18 protein-coding genes and 1 pseudogene are annotated in these 18,149 nt (G+C 58.5%); 9 read left to right on the forward strand and 10 right to left on the reverse strand.

Going from position 1 to position 18,149, the window contains the following annotated elements:
• Positions 1-2: 2 nt before the first annotated feature.
• The 6 genes from ACZ6ZO_RS11190 to ACZ6ZO_RS11215 form a co-directional block, all read right to left on the reverse strand.
• The gene (locus tag ACZ6ZO_RS11190; protein WP_465292674.1) at positions 3-857 is read right to left on the reverse strand and encodes an RDD family protein; all 855 of its coding nucleotides are present in this window, start codon (positions 855-857) and stop codon (positions 3-5) included.
• Positions 854-1,933: a YhjD/YihY/BrkB family envelope integrity protein gene (locus ACZ6ZO_RS11195; protein ID WP_465292676.1), complete on the reverse strand. Its 1,080-nt coding sequence runs from the start codon at positions 1,931-1,933 to the stop codon at positions 854-856. The genes ACZ6ZO_RS11190 and ACZ6ZO_RS11195 overlap by 4 nt, the downstream gene beginning before the upstream one ends.
• 137 nt (positions 1,934-2,070) lie before the next feature.
• A complete protein-coding gene (gene trpS / locus ACZ6ZO_RS11200; protein ID WP_465292678.1) occupies positions 2,071-3,105 on the reverse strand; it encodes a tryptophan--tRNA ligase in 1,035 nt (344 codons plus the stop codon).
• Positions 3,106-3,132: 27 nt separating this feature from the next.
• Positions 3,133-3,597 (reverse strand): flavin reductase family protein, encoded by a 465-nt coding sequence (locus ACZ6ZO_RS11205; RefSeq protein ID WP_465292680.1) that lies wholly within the window; start codon positions 3,595-3,597, stop codon positions 3,133-3,135.
• On the reverse strand, positions 3,594-4,637 hold the full coding sequence (locus ACZ6ZO_RS11210) for an acyl-CoA dehydrogenase family protein (protein WP_465292682.1): 1,044 nt from the start codon (positions 4,635-4,637) through the stop codon (positions 3,594-3,596). Before ACZ6ZO_RS11210 ends, ACZ6ZO_RS11205 begins: the two co-directional genes overlap by 4 nt.
• A gap of 22 nt (positions 4,638-4,659) precedes the next feature.
• On the reverse strand, positions 4,660-5,208 hold the full coding sequence (locus tag ACZ6ZO_RS11215; protein WP_465292684.1) for an OsmC family protein: 549 nt from the start codon (positions 5,206-5,208) through the stop codon (positions 4,660-4,662).
• A gap of 199 nt (positions 5,209-5,407) precedes the next feature.
• Between ACZ6ZO_RS11215 and ACZ6ZO_RS11220 the strand changes: the two genes are divergently transcribed.
• From ACZ6ZO_RS11220 to panC, 4 genes are read left to right on the forward strand one after another with little or no spacing between them, the layout of a single operon-like run.
• Positions 5,408-6,535 (forward strand): ABC transporter substrate-binding protein, encoded by a 1,128-nt coding sequence (locus tag ACZ6ZO_RS11220; protein ID WP_465292686.1) that lies wholly within the window; start codon positions 5,408-5,410, stop codon positions 6,533-6,535.
• Positions 6,536-6,540: 5 nt separating this feature from the next.
• Positions 6,541-7,284: an ABC transporter permease gene (locus ACZ6ZO_RS11225; protein WP_343159292.1), complete on the forward strand. Its 744-nt coding sequence runs from the start codon at positions 6,541-6,543 to the stop codon at positions 7,282-7,284.
• Positions 7,277-7,996 (forward strand): ABC transporter ATP-binding protein, encoded by a 720-nt coding sequence (locus ACZ6ZO_RS11230; RefSeq protein WP_208768760.1) that lies wholly within the window; start codon positions 7,277-7,279, stop codon positions 7,994-7,996. Before ACZ6ZO_RS11225 ends, ACZ6ZO_RS11230 begins: the two co-directional genes overlap by 8 nt.
• 11 nt (positions 7,997-8,007) lie before the next feature.
• Positions 8,008-8,898 carry a pantoate--beta-alanine ligase gene (gene panC, locus ACZ6ZO_RS11235; protein ID WP_465292689.1) on the forward strand — a complete coding sequence of 297 codons (891 nt, stop codon included), beginning with the start codon at positions 8,008-8,010 and terminating at the stop codon, positions 8,896-8,898.
• Here the strand turns inward: panC and panB are convergent.
• Positions 8,895-9,731, reverse strand: a complete 837-nt coding sequence (panB, locus tag ACZ6ZO_RS11240; RefSeq protein WP_465292691.1) for a 3-methyl-2-oxobutanoate hydroxymethyltransferase — start codon at positions 9,729-9,731, stop codon at positions 8,895-8,897. The genes panC and panB overlap by 4 nt on opposite strands.
• On the opposite strand from panB, the gene ACZ6ZO_RS11245 reads away from it, so the two are divergent.
• Complete coding sequence (locus ACZ6ZO_RS11245) at positions 9,730-10,047, forward strand: thiol-disulfide oxidoreductase DCC family protein (protein WP_182386836.1); 318 nt, start codon at positions 9,730-9,732, stop codon at positions 10,045-10,047. The genes panB and ACZ6ZO_RS11245 overlap by 2 nt on opposite strands.
• On the opposite strand, the gene ACZ6ZO_RS11250 is transcribed toward ACZ6ZO_RS11245, so the two are convergent.
• Positions 10,044-10,940, reverse strand: a complete 897-nt coding sequence (locus ACZ6ZO_RS11250; protein WP_182386837.1) for an exodeoxyribonuclease III — start codon at positions 10,938-10,940, stop codon at positions 10,044-10,046. The genes ACZ6ZO_RS11245 and ACZ6ZO_RS11250 overlap by 4 nt on opposite strands.
• On the reverse strand, positions 10,937-11,527 hold the full coding sequence (locus tag ACZ6ZO_RS11255) for a hypothetical protein (RefSeq protein WP_465292694.1): 591 nt from the start codon (positions 11,525-11,527) through the stop codon (positions 10,937-10,939). The genes ACZ6ZO_RS11250 and ACZ6ZO_RS11255 overlap by 4 nt, the downstream gene beginning before the upstream one ends.
• A 303-nt stretch (positions 11,528-11,830) precedes the next feature.
• Here ACZ6ZO_RS11255 and ACZ6ZO_RS11260 point away from each other — a divergent pair, with 303 nt between their 5' ends.
• The gene (locus ACZ6ZO_RS11260) at positions 11,831-14,047 is read left to right on the forward strand and encodes an NADP-dependent isocitrate dehydrogenase (protein WP_465292696.1); all 2,217 of its coding nucleotides are present in this window, start codon (positions 11,831-11,833) and stop codon (positions 14,045-14,047) included.
• Between the two features lie 247 nt (positions 14,048-14,294).
• On the forward strand, positions 14,295-14,627 hold the full coding sequence (locus ACZ6ZO_RS11265; RefSeq protein ID WP_182386842.1) for an AlbA family DNA-binding domain-containing protein: 333 nt from the start codon (positions 14,295-14,297) through the stop codon (positions 14,625-14,627).
• A gap of 499 nt (positions 14,628-15,126) precedes the next feature.
• On the opposite strand, the pseudogene ACZ6ZO_RS11270 reads toward ACZ6ZO_RS11265, so the two are convergent.
• A pseudogene (locus tag ACZ6ZO_RS11270) lies at positions 15,127-16,364 on the reverse strand (IS256 family transposase).
• Between the two features lie 323 nt (positions 16,365-16,687).
• Between ACZ6ZO_RS11270 and ACZ6ZO_RS11275 the strand changes: the two are divergent.
• Together ACZ6ZO_RS11275 and ACZ6ZO_RS11280 are read left to right on the forward strand one after the other, a co-directional pair.
• Positions 16,688-16,915, forward strand: coding sequence for a hypothetical protein (locus ACZ6ZO_RS11275; protein ID WP_465292698.1), 228 nt, complete (start codon positions 16,688-16,690; stop codon positions 16,913-16,915).
• A 338-nt stretch (positions 16,916-17,253) separates the two neighbouring features.
• Positions 17,254-18,081: a class III lanthionine synthetase LanKC N-terminal domain-containing protein gene (locus tag ACZ6ZO_RS11280; RefSeq protein ID WP_465292700.1), complete on the forward strand. Its 828-nt coding sequence runs from the start codon at positions 17,254-17,256 to the stop codon at positions 18,079-18,081.
• Positions 18,082-18,149: the final 68 nt, after the last annotated feature.

The following is an 18,149-nucleotide window of genomic DNA, read 5'->3' on the forward strand; positions in this document are numbered from 1 at the left end:
CTCTAGTTTAAATGAGCGAACTTACTCACCACTCGTGCATTAGCTGCCCGGTCATGTGGTCCACGCTGATCCGGGCTGTTGGAAATTTTCGCCGTCAAAACGCTACCGATGAAGAGGATGACAATCCATCCGACGAACGGGAGGATATTGATGAAACGCCACAGGTTACGGCGCAGTGCTTGTTTCCAGGTCAGGCGCCGTAATGTGTCTGCATCCACCACTGCTAGGTCCATGATCTGCTTTCCGATTGAGCCGCCCCAGAGCACCTCGGTGGCCACCGCGTATCCTAACATCAATACAAAATACAACGGGAGGCTACCCAAGCCCATCCATTTCAAAAAGCTTCCCAAAGCCCACGAGTTTAATCCGCTAATCAGCAACACGACGTGCAATACTTGCCAGCCGACAAAGTCAATGATGCAGGCGAAGAAACGTTTCGTTGTCGAAGGTGCGTTGTTGTCCTGTGGCACTGCCACTGGTGCCGGTGGTGGTGAGGGAGACGGGGGCGTCGACTGAGTCGGCGGAGCGGCCACTGGTACGGCAGCGAACGGGTTGTCACCACGCTTGGAAATCAAGGGAGTTGATGGCCGTTTTTCGAAGGGGTTGGTCCCCTCACGTGGCAGCGCATCTGTGTTGGCTAGTTCTTCTACCTCCTGCCATGTTAAAGCGCGCTGTTGTACGAGTGCCTCGTCATACTTCGCCCGCCTAGCGGGGGTTCCTAACACTCTGCGTGCCGTTTCGGCATGCAGGTGTTCCGGTGAGCCCGCCGGCAAGGATGCTTGCTTCTGCCGGAGCTCAATGGCAAGCACCAAAGAAGGGTCTGCCGGGTTGAGGCCAAACTGCTGGTAGAGATTCATGTGTCCTTGTTCCAGAGTTTGGCGGCAAGGGCGGTACCGGCCAGCCCCACGGCTGCGCCGAGCCCAGCCCATGCGGCACGAGGCGCCCCGGTGTGAACTTCATTGCGCACCCGGATCACGGCTGGTTCCGGAGCTTCGACGATGGCCTGCGCCAGCGATTCCTCCGTAGTCGCCGCCCACGCAGAGCAGTACAGCAGGATGCGCCAAATGAAGTACAGCAGCACCATGATGCCGATGATCGGACCGAAGGTAGCGCCCGCTGGGTTGGACAGCCCCTTGGAGAAGAACATGTTCGCAAGCTGCTTGAACACCTCGAAGGCGACGGCGCCGATCATCGCTGCATGTACCGCTGATTTCATCGGCACCTTAGCGCGTGGCATGAACTTAATCAGCCAGAGAAAGACCAGGAAGTTAGCAAGCAAGCCAACGAGGATGGCAACCGTTGGGGCGATCAGGGAGATTCCTGGGACGCTTTCCAGTCCGAAGCGCTCGATCAGCTGCTTGGTCAGGCCACTGGCCCCCACGGCCGTGACTCCGAACGCAATGGCAAAGGCCAGCAACAGTCCGAACAGCCCCACCAGATCCTTGAGCTTCGCCATGAAGAAGTTTTCCTTGGTGGGGTCGACCTTCCACATTTTGGAGACGCCATAACGCAGATTGTTCATCCACCCCAGACCAGACCACAGGGCAGTCAAGGTACCGATACTTGCGATCGCGCCTCGCTGATTAATGGCGGTATCCAAAATGTCATTGAGGGTATCGCCCATCTCCCCCGACGCCATCTCACCGATCTTGTTCTGCACTTGAGTGAGCAGGTCCTGATTGTTGGCCAACACGAAGCCTAACCCGGCAAACACCAGCATCAGGATCGGGAACATCGACAACACGGAAAAATAGGTAATGCCCGCGGCGTACTGGTTGCCGCCCATCGTTCCGAAGCGCTCGTTCATCCGCATAATGTGGTCGAACCAGGGCCATTTGAGTCGCAATGATTCAACTGCGCCTGGGTTATCTTTGTGCGCCCGCTCAATACCGTATTCGTCGGTACGCTGCTCTTTCGCCCTGGTGCTCGCCATGACTTGTTATGCTCCTTGGTTCGTTAATTAAATAGCCGCTCCTACTCACAGTAGAGAGGAACGGCCAGGTTTTCAGCGAATGTGCAGCCATCCGCCAGGATTTTTAGCTGGATTGTTACCGAAAGCAGTGGGCGTCGTTAAGCCCGGCGTGGGGCCAGGAAGCCCACATTGCGGTACACGTCCGCCAGGGTGCGGGCCGCAATCTCCGAGGCCTTTTCCGCCCCAACCGCCAGGACGCGCTCCAACTCGCCCTTGTCGGACATGTACTCGTCATACTTGGCCTTCAGCGGCGTGGTGAAGGCCTCCAGCGCATCGGCCGTATCGGTCTTGAGCGCTCCGTAGCCTTGGCCCGCATATCCTGCGACGAGGTCATCGATGGATTTCCCAGTCAGCGCCGACTGGATCACCAGCAGGTTAGACACGCCCGGCTTGGTTTCCTTGTCGTAGCGAATCTCGCCGTCATTGTCTGTGACAGCAGATTTAATGCGCTTGGCGGACACCTTAGGATCATCTAGCAGGTTAATGCAGCCCTTCGGGTTGACCGCAGACTTGCTCATCTTCGACGTTGGGTCCTGCAGATCGTAGATCTTTGCTGCGCCTTCCGGAATCATGCCTTCCGGAACCACGAAGGTCTTCTTAAAGCGAGAGTTAAAGCGCTCCGCCAGCGTGCGGGTGAGCTCCAGGTGCTGTCGCTGATCCTCCCCCACCGGAACTAGCTGCGGGCGGTACAGCAAAATGTCGGCGGCCATCAACATGGGGTAGGTAAACAGCCCAGCGCTGGTTCGGTCCGCCCCACGCTTCGCGGACTTGTCTTTGAACTGGGTCATGCGGGAGGCCTCACCAAAACCGGTGAGGCAGGTGAGCACCCAGCCGAGCTCGGCGTGCTCGTGCACGTGAGATTGCACGAACAGGGTGGACTTTTCTGGGTCAATGCCCAAGGCCAGCAGCTGCGCCGCGCCCGCTACAGTGCGAGCGCGCAGCTCCTTCGGATCCTGATCTACCGTGATCGCATGGAGATCGGGGATGAAGTAGAACGCGTCATAGCCGTCCTGCAGATCAATCCACTGCTTTAAAGCTCCGAGATAATTACCTAGATGGTAGGAATCAGCGGTGGGCTGGATACCGGATAGGACTCGTTGTTTCTTCTCAGGCTGTGGTGCAGTGTCAGTCATGGTTATTTAGTGTAGCGCTGCCAGGGGTCACGCGATCGACAGCAGCTGCCCTTGGACATAAAACAGGGGGCGCACGGTGTCATTGGCAGCAAAATCGGTGACTCGGAAGGTGAGGATCGTGTGGTCGCCGTCGGTTATCGCCGAGCTGATGCTTCCGGTGAGCCACGCCGCCGCGTCGTCGAGTAGTACCGCTCCTCCGCGTTGGTGGTGGCTAACGGACTCGAAACGATCCTCGATCTTGCTGGCAAACCGGCGAGCATAGTCGGCTTGGTGTTCGGACAGGATGGAGATCCCGACCTCGGTGGCGTGGAGCAGCTTGGCTAAGGAGGCGCTGCGCGAATCGATGCACGCCAGCACCATGGGTGGCTCCAGGGACAGGGAGGCGAAGGAGCTCACAGTCAGCCCCACTTTTTCACCATCTACCTCGGCAGCTACTACTGTCACTCCCGAGGGGAATCGTGAGACAGCCTGCTTGAATTCAGTAATACTCACGCTGCGCTCCGTTCTTTCAGCTGCGCCAGTTCCCACCTCAGCTGCGCCTCTGACGGGGACTGCACGGGGATGAACGTAGCTTCACGGAAGCGGCGCGATGTCGCCGAACCACGGGCATATCCTGCGCCCCCAGCGACACGAACTTCCAGTGCTGCCGCATCCACAGCTGCCTCCGCTGCAGCAAGTCGCAGCTCCAGCAAGTCGACGGCCGTGCCTCCTGCGGCAATGAGTTCGTCGTGTCGCGCCACCAGCTTTCCGACGCGCTGAGCCGTCGCAGCCACGTCCGATGCCAGGGACTGGTTCACCCCAAACAGTCGGCCTTGCGCAGCGGTGATCGCTGCCTCAGCCACACCTAAGCATTCGGCTACTTGCAGCAGCACAAATGTCGGCCGAACCGCGCTCATGAACTCCTCGAAATCTGCGCTGAGCACTTGGGAGTGCGGAACAAAAGCGTTGTCGAATTTCACCGAGGCTGAGGCGGTGGCGTTGAGGCCGAGTAGTCCGAATGGCTTGCCGAGTTCCACACCTGGCGCGTCGGCATCAAGTGCCACGATGTAGTTTTTGCCATTTTCGTCTTTTACTGCAGTAACGAGGAGGGCATCCGGGTACAGGTTGGATGCCCAGGCGAGCGTACCGTTGATGCGGAACCCGCCTGCTGTTTCCTGGGCAACAAGCTCAATGTTTCCTGCTCCGGCAAACTCTTTGAATGCGGATGCCATCGCAGTAATGCCAGGCCGTTGCCCGGAGCGCAGTGCCTGGGCAACACGCTCGGCGTACTCGGTGCCGGATTGCTCCAGGTACGTGAGCGCCATGAGGTCCGCCCACACCGTGAACCCGACGGAGAGATCGTAGCGGGCTAGTTCCCGGATCACTGCTGCTCGATGGGCCAGTTCCGGGCGAGCTAGGTGACCTGCGGTGGCGAGGGGTTCCAGGATGTAGCGGGCTGGCGTGACACCACGATCGACTTCGCTGGCGTGGGCCTGCACATCGGTGGCGAAGGCAGCGTCGAGTACGAGTGGCGCGAGGGTCTGTTCAGGCATGAGTGGACCTTTCGGTGATCGGCTAGACCAGTTCGGAGGTGAGCTTTGCTGGTCGGGTGTAGGTGTTGACTACCGGGGACCAGGTGATGGCGTCGCGGTGGATCTTGTCAAGTGTCTCGCGGTCAGCGTCGCCTTCGAGTTCTACCTTGACGCGCACATCAGAGACTCCTGGGCGCTTGTCATCGCTGAGGTCACCAACTCCCCAGGTTGGAGAGATATCAATGTCAGATTCGATGTCGATGGCGATCTTGGTCAGGGTGACTCCGCGGTGGGTGGCGATAGCTTGGATCCCCACGGAGATGCATGCGGCCAGCGCGGCTTGTGCCACTTCGGTGGGATTTGGGGCGGAGTCGTCGCCAAGCAGCTGCGGCGGTTCGGAAACCAGCACTGGGGCTAGATCGCGGATTTGGGTGTAGTTACGGAATTGTCCGTCTGCTTCGGTGTGGGTGCGGATCACCTTGCGGCCACCTGGTGGGTTCTCCACGTTTTTGCGGGCCAGTTCAGTGAGTTTCTCAGCATCGATAGCCTGGAGTGGAGTGCCTGGAGCGTGGTGTGGGGTGAGGTCGGACATGTGTTTCCTTTCGTTCGTGGGTGACTCGTTTCCACAAACCATACATAACAGTTCGCAGTTTGTGAACCACTTAGTCTGTTAATGTCGCTTAAATTCACCCCCATACAAAACCCATTTACCCACGTCGCAACAAAAATATATCCCCCACGAAAATTTTTATAGACTGCTCAGTACATCAACGTGGCTACACTGTGTTTCCATGCCACTCATCACTCGCCGTACAGCACTGCAGTTGTCCGCCGCCGTAGGAGTCGGTGCCCTGTTTTCGGTAGCCACCACCACCAAACTCACGGCAACGCAGCCACTGACCATCGGATACGTCCCGATCGCTTGCGCCATGCCGCTCATTCTCGCCGACGCACTCGGGCTCTTTGCGTCGCATGGCGCGGCCGTGAAACTGAAAAAGTTCGCCGGTTGGGCCGATCTGTGGAGCGCCTACGCCACCGGCCAGCTTCATGTCGCGCACATGTTGGCGCCGATGCCCGTAGCAATCGATTCCGGAATGACCGATGCTCGGCGCCCCACTGAGCTAGCATTCACACAGAACACGAACGGCCAGGCGATCACGTTGGCCGCACGGCACCACGGTGCGGTAACTACTGCCCGGGATTTCCGTGGCATGGTGCTTGGCATCCCGTTCGAGTACTCCGTTCATGCACTGTTGCTCCGCCAATTTTTAGAGACCGGCGGCGTGCGCCCTGGCGAGGACGTTGAGCTTCGCCTGCTCCGCCCTGCTGACATGGTGGCGCAGCTGGAAGTGGGCACCATCGATGGGTTCGTCGGCCCCGAGCCCTTCAATCAGCGCGCTATCGCGTCCGGCGCTGGGCGGATTTTCCGCCTCACTCGCCAGCTGTGGGATGGCCACCCGTGCTGCAGCATCGCGATGGCCAAGGACTGGAAGGAGCGTCACCCGGAAACCGCACGCGCGCTGGTGGCTGCCCTGTCCGAAGCTGCCTTGCTTGCCGACGACGATTCCTTCACTCCTCAGCTGATTTCCATTGCCTCCTCCCCCACTTACCTGAACCAACCCGCCACGCTGTTCGAGCCGGTATTTTCCGGCCGTTACCGCGACTGGGACAGTGACAAGGAGGTCCTGGATCCACTTCGGGTCGAGTATGGTGGCCCCACTGATCCTGGGGCACTGATCTGGATGACGACGCAGTTAACCCGCTGGGGTCTGGCCGGCAACGCGGTCCCGCACACCGACGAGGCGATTATCGCTGCCTCCCGCGCTGTCCTTACTGATGGCACTCTCCCCGCTGAGCTGCCTGACCTCACAATCAGCGGCTACTCGTTTTCCCCGCTCGCCCCAACCCAAGGACGGTAACGTACATGACGCTCAAAGCAAGTGCTCTTTCTGCAGCTATCGCTGCTGTTGTCCTCGGCGTCTGGCAGCTCGCCGGAACCACTGGGATGCTCAGCGATCTCGCCCCCACTCCCCTCGGCACCTGGAACAGCATGGCGAAGATCCTGTCCGACCCCGTGACCATTGCACAGCATGTGTTGGCGAGTTTGCGTCGCGTGGCCATCGGATTCGCGATCGCCTCAGCCATCGCAATCCCGTTGGGGTTCTTCCTCGGTCGCAGCGAGCTTTTCCGGCGTGGCATGGATCCATTCATCCAGATCCTCCGGCCGGTCTCTCCACTGGCCTGGCTGCCGTTGGGGCTGGCCTTACTTCGCGATTCTGAGCTCACGGCGCTGTTTGTGATCGTCTTGACGGCAATGTGGCCCACTTTGCTCGCCACCATCGCAGCAGTGCAACAAGTTAACCCGACGTATCTGAAACTCGCAGACACCCTGGGAACCCCGCCACTGTTGCGCCTCACTCATGTGTGGTTTCCGGCGATTTTGCCGGGGGTGATCACTGGGCTCCGGGTGTCTTTGTCCACCTCGTGGCTGGTCATTATCGCTGCCGAGATGCTCGTGGGTGGCAGCGGAATCGGGTTTTTCGTGTGGAACATGTGGAACCGCCTGGATATCAATGCCATCGTCAGCGCCATCCTCATTATCGGCCTCGTCGGCTTGATCTTGGATCATGCTGTAGCCGCTCTCCAGAAAGCAGTGAAATATGACTAGTCAGCTCACTCTCGATCGGATCACCCAACGGTACGGAACTACCGAGATCATTTCTGAGACCTCCGCCAGCATCGACAGTGGCCAGTTCGTCTCGCTCATCGGCCCCTCAGGCTGTGGGAAATCGACCATTTTAGGAATGATCGCGGGGCTTACTTCCCCCAGTACTGGAGAGGTATCGGCGTTCGGGGATCGGGTGACGGGCCCCAGCCCGGAACGGGGCATGGTGTTTCAGGACCACGCGCTCCTGCCGTGGCTCAGTGCCCACGCGAACGTTGAATTCGGGTTGCGCTCAGCCCGACCCGAACTGACACTGGACCAGCGCCACGAGCTCGCTTCTGGGGCCTTGGCTAGCGTGGGCCTGAGCCATGCCGCACAGCGCAAACCGGCGCAGTTGTCTGGTGGCATGCAACAGCGTGTCGGCATCGCACGAGCATTCGCGATCAACCCGAAAGTGCTGCTGCTCGATGAGCCCTTCGGCGCGCTCGACGCCCTGACCCGGCACGATCTGCAGCAGCAGCTGCGCGAACTATGGCAACAGTCCCGGCGCACCGTGGTGATGGTGACGCACGATGTGGACGAGGCAATCTACCTGTCTGACCGCATTCTGGTGATGAGTCCGGCGCCGTCGACGATCATCGCGGACCTGAGTGTTCGTGACTACCGCGGCGACCTACGCGAGCACTTGCTCAAGTTGCTGGGGCATGGGCACTAAACTCACTGGGTATGACTGCATTCCAACCCGGCCAAGCCACTGTGTTCACAACCATCGATGAGATTCAGCGTGTGACGAGCGCGCTGCGGAAGACGGCCCGGCCCGTCGTCCTCGTCCCGACCATGGGCGCGTTGCACGCGGGACATATCTCCTTGGTGAAGGCAGCGCAGCGTATTCCTGGCGCGGTTGTAGTGGTGAGCATTTTCGTCAATCCTCTTCAGTTTGCGGAGGGCGAGGATCTGGATGCGTACCCGAGGACGTTGGAGGCGGACGTCGAAAAGCTGCGTGCGGCGGGTGCCGACGCCGTGTTCGCACCCACCCCGCGCGAGATGTACCCCAATGGCCCTCGCACGGTCATCCACCCTGGTGAGGTCGGCACTATTTTGGAGGGCGCCTCCCGTCCGACGCACTTCGCTGGGGTACTCACTGTGGTCAATAAGCTGTTCCACATCACGCACTGCTCACACGCCATTTTCGGAGAGAAGGACTACCAGCAGCTGATCGTGATTCAGCAAATGGTGACAGATCTGAACCTGAATGTGCAGGTGATCGGCGCCCCTATCGTGCGCGAGGCCGATGGGTTGGCGATGTCCTCGCGGAACACCTACCTCAGCGCCGATGAACGCGAGCTGGCCCTCACGCTGTCGGCGGCCCTCACCTCGGGCGCCTACGTGGCGGGCAAGGGACCGGACGCTGTGGTTGCCGCGGCCCGCGCCGTTATCGACGCCGTCCCCAGCATCGAGTTAGACTACCTAGAACTTCGCGGCCCGAACCTGGGCGAGGTAGACCCCGAGGGGGCAAACCGGCTGCTGGTCGCAGCGCGGGTCGGCACGACCCGCTTGATCGACAACATCGGTATCGACTTCGGATCCGAGGAAGTCACGGGCCAGCCGCGCGATTAGAAGTCTTTGTCGGCCGTCGGGAAGGCGCCCTTTTCGACGGCTTCCTTGTACGCCGCCGCGCCACGGGTCAGCTCAGCACCCACGGCACCAAACACCCCCACGAAGCTCGGCCGACGGCCACCTTCCGGCACGGCGAGCATGTCATGCCACACCAGGACTTGTGCGTCGCACCCTGCGCCGGCACCAATGCCCACGGTGGGGATCGGGCAGTTCGCGGTGATGTCCGCTGCAAGCTGCGCCGGCACCATCTCGAACACCACCATGTCGGCGCCTGCTTCCACGACGGCAGCGACGTCGTCGCGGACCGCCTGCGCGGCATCTCCCCGCCCCTGCACTTTGAAGCCCCCCAGACCGTTCACCGACTGCGGGGTAAAACCGACATGCGCGCACACCGCAAGCCCAGCGCGTTTTAGCGCCGCAATCCGGTCTGCCATGCGGACGCCGCCTTCCAGCTTGATCACATGACCACCGGTGCGTCGCAGCAGCTCAGTAGCACTGCGCACTGCTTGTTCGTCGGATGCCTCGTAGGTGCCAAACGGCAGATCCACCACTACGAGGGCGTTGCCCGCGCCCCGCACGACGGCGGCACCCAGCATCGCCATCTCATCGAGGGTGACGGCGGTGGTGGAATCGTAACCAAGCATGACGTTGGCCGCGGAATCCCCCACCAGAATGCATTCAATTCCGGCCGCAGCGAAGGCCCGGGCGGTGGAATAGTCGTAGCAGGTCAGCATCGCCCACGGCTTGTCCCCCTTACGAGCCTGCAGGTCAGACACACGAACCTGTTTCGTGGGAACCAAATATCCGGACATTGCACCTACCATTGTTGTCATGTTCTTTTATGATGCCGATTGTGGCTTTTGTGTGTGGAGCCTGGGTTATCTCACGCGTTTCACCCGGGACTTGCCCACGTCACCTGGCACTGGACTATACATTCAGCGCAACGCTTATTACATCGACCCCACCGAGCGGGTGTACCTGGGGCACCGGGCCATTGCGCAGGCGTTACAACGCCACGGCCGCTCACCCCTCGTCCGTATAGCGGGCGGGGTGATTGATACGCCACTTTTCGCGGCGGTGTACCGGATCGTGGCGTGGAATCGGCATCGGCTGGGTCGTTTCGTCGGGGCGCAAGTCTGCCGGATTTAGGAGTAATCCACCACGAGCGGAGCATGGTCCGACCAGCGCAGATCGTAGGCGGCGGCTTTGTCTACCCACGCCCGCTGCGCGCGCTCCAGCATGCCTGCCGTTGCCGCTTGGTAGTCGATACGCCACCCGGCGCCGGTATCGAAGGCCTGGCCACGATAGGTCCACCAGGTGTGCGGCGCATCTTCCGGCTGGAGGCGACGGGCCACGTCAAACCACAGTGGTTCAGCCGCCGGCTGGCGTAATGGCTGGTCGGAGGTGTATTCAACCGCGCCCAGATAGGTGCCATGGGCTTCGATTTGGGAGCGTTCATCGGGGAACACGCCGAACACGGAATCCATGAATGCCCGTTCGTCCGCGAGGAAACCGGACTTCTTCTGGTTGGTTTTCCAGTTCTTCAGGTCCTCCCGGCGGTGGCAGATGTTCCAGTCGCCGCCGATCACCATGAGCGGGTTGTTCACCGCCAACTCGACCAGCTGCTCCCCAAAGACATCCAAGAAACGGTACTTTTCGTCCTGCTTCGCTGTCCCTGCCGACCCCGATGGCAGGTACAGGGACGCCACGGTGATATCGTCGATCGTACCGTGCAGGTAGCGGCCGGAATCCTCAAATCCCGGGATTCCCACGGTGACGTCGCTCAGCGGGGAACGAGAGAGGATTCCCACTCCGGCGCGCCCCTTCGCGGCGGCTTCGGCACCTACGTAGTGCCAGCCGTCGTCAAGCGCGGGGGCCAGAGCCTCAAGAGTTTGTTTCTCTGTCGCACGCACCTCCTGCAGCAATACGACATCCGCGCCCGATTGCGCTAGCCAGGGCAGAAAACCGCGGTTGGTTTCGCTGCGTTCTTTCACAGCCGCGCGAATACCGTTGACGTTGATAGAGGCGATACGAAAGGTCATGGGCTAGGAGTGTAGTCGCTGCCAGCTTGCCGACGGTTACGCCCTGCCACGATCGCCCACACCGCCAGGCTTACCGACGCCGCCATCCCTATCGCGTCCGCGACGAAAGCCATATGTGTCAATATCGCCGGTTGCTGCGAGAACGGCGCCAAAATGAGCCAGGAGAATGCGAAGCTAAAAAGGAATAGCCCAAAGATCCGTGGGCAGTCAAAGGTCTTCCACGTTGCTGCCCCTAACGCCATGATCGAGAGCGGATAAACGATTTGCGACGGCCGTATCGGCATAGCACTGGTGGCGTAGTTGCGCACCACATGTCCCAGCTGGGTCACTTCGATGATAAAAAGTGCCGAACCGAGCAGAGTCAACCCCAAGTACAGGGCTGACCAACGCGGAGAGGTGACGCGGAAAAAGAGGTAGTACCCCCCAGCGCAGAGCACATAAAGCACAAGCGTGACGTAGCGAATCCAGTTTCCCGCCAAGGGAGATTGCAACAGGAACATCTCCACCAGTCGCACCACGGCGTAGACAAGCCACAAGCTTCCTGAGGCGATACCCCACTTTCCTGAGGCACGGATGTCAGCAAGCACAATGCATCACCAGGTTCTTGGTCGATAAGATAACTAGAGGAATCTTAGCAACCATTGATTCTGCACATCACCGGGCAGGGCGCATCCCCGCCAGCGCTCCTCCCCCAGGGCTGCGAGACGCGATTGTCGAGAGGGGTAGTGATGGTGACTTTTGGTCGTCGTAAAGCAGCACCCCTCCACCCCAAAAAACCAAAAAGTGTGACCCCTATTACTAACCCAAGTAAGGGGTACCAGAACGCTCCCCTCCAGAGGGTAAACAGGTATTCTTGATATCTGTACTGCAATCTTCTTTAGGGAGTTACATTGGCAAAGATCATTTACACCCGCACCGACGAGGCTCCGCTTCTCGCAACCTACTCACTCAAGCCAGTAGTTGAAGCTTTCGCTTCCACCGCAGGTATCGACGTTGAGACCCGCGACATTTCCCTCGCCGGCCGCATCCTGTCCCAGTTCCCAGACTTCCTGAATGAGGACCAGAAGGTCGACGACGCCCTCGCTGAGCTGGGCGAACTGGCCAAGACCCCAGAAGCAAACATCATCAAGCTTCCAAACATCTCTGCTTCCGTCCCCCAGCTCAAGGCCGCGATCAAGGAACTGCAGGAGCAGGGCTACGCACTCCCTGAGTACCCAGATGCTCCTGAGACCGATGAGGAAAAGGACGTCCGCGCACGTTACGACGCTGTCAAGGGCTCCGCTGTGAACCCCGTGCTGCGTGAGGGCAACTCCGACCGCCGCGCCCCAATCGCTGTAAAGAACTTCGCTAAGAAGAACCCACACCGCATGGGCGCATGGACCGCGGACTCCAAGACCAACGTCGCCACCATGGACGCTAACGACTTCCGACACAACGAGCAGTCCGTGATCATGCCTACGGCTGATACCCTGACCATCAAGCTGGTCAAGGCTGACGGTTCCGAAGAGGTCCTGAAGGACGGCCTGAAGGTCCTCGAAGGCGAAGTTGTTGACTCCACCGTCATGCGCGTAGCTGCCCTGGATGAGTTCCTGGCTGAGCAGGTCAAGCGTGCGAAGGAGGAGGGCGTGCTGTTCTCCACCCACCTCAAGGCCACCATGATGAAGGTCTCCGACCCAATCATCTTCGGTCACGTCGTCCGCGCGTTCTTCAAGGACGTCTTCGCACAGTACGGTGAGCAGCTGCTCGCAGCCGGCCTCGATGGGGAAAACGGCCTCGGCGCTATCCTCGCTGGCCTGTCCGAGCTGGAGAACGGCGAAGAGATCAAGGCTGCCTTCGACAAGGCTCTGGCCGAGGGGCCTGCAGTGGCCATGGTGAACTCCGACAAGGGCATCACCAACCTGCACGTGCCTTCCGACGTCATCGTCGACGCCTCCATGCCAGCCATGATCCGTACCTCCGGCCACATGTGGAACGCTGCTGGCGAAGAGCAGGACACCCTGGCAGTGCTGCCGGATTCCTCCTACGCTGGCGTCTACCAGACCGTCATTGAGGACTGCAAGAAGAATGGCGCCTTCGATCCAGCAACCATGGGCACCGTCCCTAACGTTGGTCTGATGGCTCAGAAGGCTGAGGAGTACGGCTCCCACGACAAGACCTTCAAGATTGCCGCTGACGGCAAGGTCGTCGTCGTTAATGCTGCCGGCGACGTTCTGATGGAGCACGAGGTATCCACCGGCGACATCTGGCGTGCATGCCAGACCAAGGACGCCCCAATCCAGGACTGGGTCAAGCTCGCTGTCACCCGTTCCCGCCTCTCCGGCATGCCAGCAGTCTTCTGGCTCGATCCAGAGCGCGCACACGACCGCAACCTGATCACCCTGGTGGAGAAGTACCTGAAGGATCACGACACCGAGGGCCTCGACATTCGTGTCCTTTCCCCAGTGGAGGCAACCCAGTTCTCCATCGATCGCATGCGTCGCGGCGAGGACACCATCTCCGTCACCGGCAACGTGCTGCGTGACTACAACACCGACCTCTTCCCAATCCTCGAGCTCGGCACTTCCGCAAAGATGCTGTCCATCGTTCCGCTGATGGCGGGCGGTGGCCTGTTCGAGACCGGCGCTGGCGGCTCCGCACCGAAGCACGTTCAGCAGGTTCAGGAAGAAAACCACCTGCGTTGGGACTCCCTCGGTGAGTTCCTGGCACTGGCTGAGTCCCTGCGTCACTTCGCTAACACCGCTGGCATCGACAAGGCTGCCGTGCTTGCCGACGCCCTGGACAAGGCAACCGAAAAGCTGCTCGACGAGAACCTCTCCCCATCCCGCAAGGTCGGCGAAATCGATAACCGCGGCTCCCACTTCTTCCTGACCAAGTTCTGGGCTGAAGAGCTGGCTGCACAGTCCGCTGACGCAGAGCTCGCTGGCATCTTCCAGCCGGTTGCTGCTTCCCTGGCTGCTGCATCCGCTGAGATCGAAAAGGACCTCCTGGACAACCAGGGCTCCCCAGCAGACCTCGGTGGCTACTACGCACCAGCGGAAGACAAGGTCACCGCTGTGATGCGCCCATCCGCGAAGTTCAACGAGATCATCGACGCTCTGAAGAAGTAAGTCGCCTCTATATCGAGTCGATAGCCGCCTTTCGCCACTTCATTGGTGGGGGGCGGCTTTTTCTTGCTTCGTTTCTTGCTTCGTTTCTTGCTTCGTTCGCCGAAAAACTGCCCAAAAGCGTCACTTTGGATGCCAGAAATTAGAGTTGAACTGCACCAACGTTTTCTTGCTCCTTTCTTGCTTCTGATATATCGCGGTCATTACATAGCGATCGCGATATTGTATAGACCGCAACGAGGCGACCACAATGACACCACTCACCGACACGTCACCAGAGCAACTTGCTGCTCGAGTTCATCGGTTCCTCGCGCTCCCCGCAGAGCTACCCTGGATTAAGTTCAAGACCAAGTCAGCAGCCACAGGCGCCGAAATCGCCCGCTACGTTAGCGCGCTCAGCAACTCAGCCACCCTCAACGATGAAAACTCTGCCTATCTCATCTGGGGCATCAGCGATGACCACCATGTCGTCGGCACAACTTTCTCCTGGCAGACGACAAAGGGCAAAGGAAACGAGGACCTTCTCCCCTGGCTAACCAGGGCAATTATCCCGACCCCTCAATTGAAATTTCTAGATGTTTAGCTTGAAGGCAAGCGCGTCACGATGTTGCGGATCGAGGCACCGCATAAGGTCCCCCTATGCGTTCGAAGGTCAACGGTACTTTCGCCAAAGCAGCTACACCAAGCGCTTGCTCGACCACCCTGAGGTCGAGCGCGAACTGTGGCAAAAACTCAGTCAATTCGAGGCAGAGACTGCACTAGTTGCTGAGGGGCTGGACGCAACCGAGGTGACTGATTACCTTTCTCCGGAAGCTTTCTTTTCCAACCGACCCGAGGTTCCTCGCGTCAGTGGCACGGCACTAGCTAATGTATTCAAGAATCATGGCGCTGTAAGCCATTCGCATGAGCTTGGATGGTGCATCCCGGCATGGTCAGCACTGATGTATACGCATCGTTTGTCTGACTTCATCCCACTGCGAAACCTTGGTGGTCAAGTCCGTGGAAGTGGTGTATCTGCCTTTCGATTGAATAAGCAGTGTGTTGGTGTTAGGGACCGTCGCGGGATTGGTGTTGGTGTGGGTTCATGCGGCCTCCTTGGTGGGGTCGCCGGCGTTAATGACGGTAGCGGTCATCGTCGTTTTGGTCTGCTCCAGGCTGGTCAGTGACATGTAGCGTTTTTGCTGGATCCAATCATCGTGATGCTCGGCGAGCACAGCCCCGACAAGACGTACGACCGCGTCGCGGTTGGGGAATCTTCCAACGACATCGGTTCTTCGCCTGATTTCCTGTTGAGCCGCTCGGTGGGGTTGTGGGACCACACCTTCGTCCACACCGCTTTCAGTGCAGTGGTAAACGCCAGCACATCCTCGAGGGACTCTTCCAGAAAGTCGGCGACATACGGGAATTTCTGCTGACAAAAGCTCACTACCTCCCGTGCCTGATTCCACATGGCCGTAGAGTCGGGTTGCTGAAAGATCGTATGTGACATCGCTGACAGGGTCGGCCACTGGGTTTTCGGCACCATGGAGGAAAGGTTCTTCGCGAAGTGGGTGCGGCACCGCTGCCAACTAGCCTGTGGTAGACAGTCGCTGACTGCGGCTTGAATACCAAGGTGGGCGTCACTGGTGACGAGGAATACCCCGGATAAGCCGCGGGCGATGAGGTCGCGGAAGAACCCGGTCCACGACGCGGTGGATTCTGCGATAGCGACCTGCATGCCGAATGACTCCCGGTATCCGTCGGCGTTAACCCCGGGGGCTAACAGCACGCTGGTTTTAACCACGCGTCCGCCTTCACGGACTTTCATCGTCAGTGCGTCGCAGGAAACCTAGTAATAGGGGCCGGTGTCTAGCGGGCGGGTGCGGAAGTCTTCGACCATGGTGTCGAGTTCTTTGGCCATGTCGGAGACCTGTGACCTTGATAGGTTGGTGATCCCAAGTCTGGCGACAAGGTCATCCATCCTGCGGGTGGAGACCCCTTTGAGGTAACAGGTGGCAATCACGGTGGTCAGAGCGCGCTCAGCCCTGCTGCGGCGCTCGAGCAGCCAGTCGGGGAAGAAGGCCCCGGTGCGCAGTTTGGGGATGGCCACATCGATGGTGCCGACTCGGGTGTCGAGTTGGCGATGTCGGTAGCCATTGCGCGTGTTGGTTCACTCTGGTGACACGGTGGCGTAGTCGGCACCACAAACACTGTCAGCTTGGGCCGACAGGATGTGGTTAATGAAGTCAGCAAGCATCTGCTGCATCAAGTCTGGGGAGGCTTGGGGGAGTAGTTCTCCGAGATACGAGATTGGGTCGATATGATGAGGATCAGCGGCCATCGCAGGGTACGTCCTTTCGAGGATAGGTAAGAGTTGATTCGAAAGGTACCCGCGATGGTCGCCTCATTGTGCACCGGCACGAGGCTCACCGCGGGCTACAGATACACCACGCTAGCGGACGCAACCTTGAAGACAATCCGAAGCCCCGTCCGATCATACGACGGCCACGCCACCAGGACCGGGTGGAATCAAATTTACAGAGCAGATTTTCATACAAAACTATTGACAGTAGACATAGCCACCCCTAGCATGTGACGTACGTCGCAATTAGCGACATACGTCACACCTTGCAGCTTTCGAAAGGAGCTACCATGCCTGCCGTTATGGACATTAATTTTATTGAACGCATGAAGGGAGACATGTCACTCGTTTCCCAGTTCTACGACGACCCCGCCGCCACACTGGAAGAAGCCGGTGTCTCTGAAGAATTCTCAAACGCCGTACTTCGGCGTGATGGAAAGGCACTTCTAGCAATGGGATGGAAGTCCGAGGAGATGGAAGTGGCGTTCTCTGGTCGACACACGAGCAATCAATTCTATTGCAGCAAGTAGATGCCATGCCAGACCTGAACTCCCTAGACTATTTCAACCAGTCGAACCCTATCAGGAATGAGGACATACCCCTTCCTATGCGGAAACACTGGGAGAAAATTTCAGATTACGGCTTGTCAGGCGCGGAACTAGATTCTATATTTTGGGCTGAATTTTATGAATTCATAGCACTTGCATACAGAAACAAGTTCCGCCCACCCGTCTCTAAATGGGCAATGACTTTCAATACATTTGGTTTTCGCAATCCAGGATCCCTGGCCACCACGTTTCACAATTGTTACTCCGTACTAAAAGCAAGCCAAAAGCTGGAAAAGTCATGAGGTTTAGGACGCAAGACGATGCAAACACTGAAAATTTCCGATAAGAATAGTGATGCCTGGGAACAACACTATTTCGCCCCAGAAGCAGACCCTGTCTGTGGGTACAAAATACATGTGAACCTAACAGAGCACCAATTTCAAGCCGGAAAGACCCTTCTAGTGGAGGAATACTCAAAAAGAAGGGTTGATTTCAAAGTCTGCAATACTCAAAGTTTTTGTGAACGACTGAATAACGGCAACTATGGTGTCACTCAAATCGGGAAGGCGGCAACAGTTTACGTCGCCACACCCGAGAGACTCAGTAGTGAAGCACAATTTCTTCAAGCTATGCTTGCCGAATTCAGCGGCCCTTGTCCCCCAACAGATCTCCGTATCCCCAACAGCGGCATTCTTAGCTATAGATGGGAGGCGAGGAATGAACCCCAAGCCCGCGAAATCTGCAGTGGTGTACCGCTTCCCGTCTCTGATCCGATTGGAGGCTTATCCGCCGTCGGAAATCCTTTCCTCGAACTCAAAAAGTCAGGGATAGACCTAATTATCACTCACTGCCTTCGCCAGAGCTCCAAAGGTGCTGTTTATGAAGGGATCGCCAAGGGGACTCGGGTGAAGTCCCCAGCAACATATCGACCAGTAATTCTAAAGGAATTTAGAAAATACGCATCCAAGTCACACTTAGGACACGATGCTTGGGACATAGGGCGAAGCGAAATAAAGTCATATAAGCAACTAAGACCGCTTCACGTAACACCGCAGCTCTTCTGGGAAGGAACGTCTAACGAGTCAATATATCTCCTATTAGAATCACCTGCCGGGTTTGTGGGCTCTTCCGGTTTTAGAGTGCGTTGATCTTGGTGTGCAGCTGTCCGGAGTGGATCAAGGATCGCAAGATGTAGTGCCCGAGGTTCTTGAACCCC

The sequence above is a fragment of the Corynebacterium sp. NPDC104732 genome, assembly GCF_055583565.1.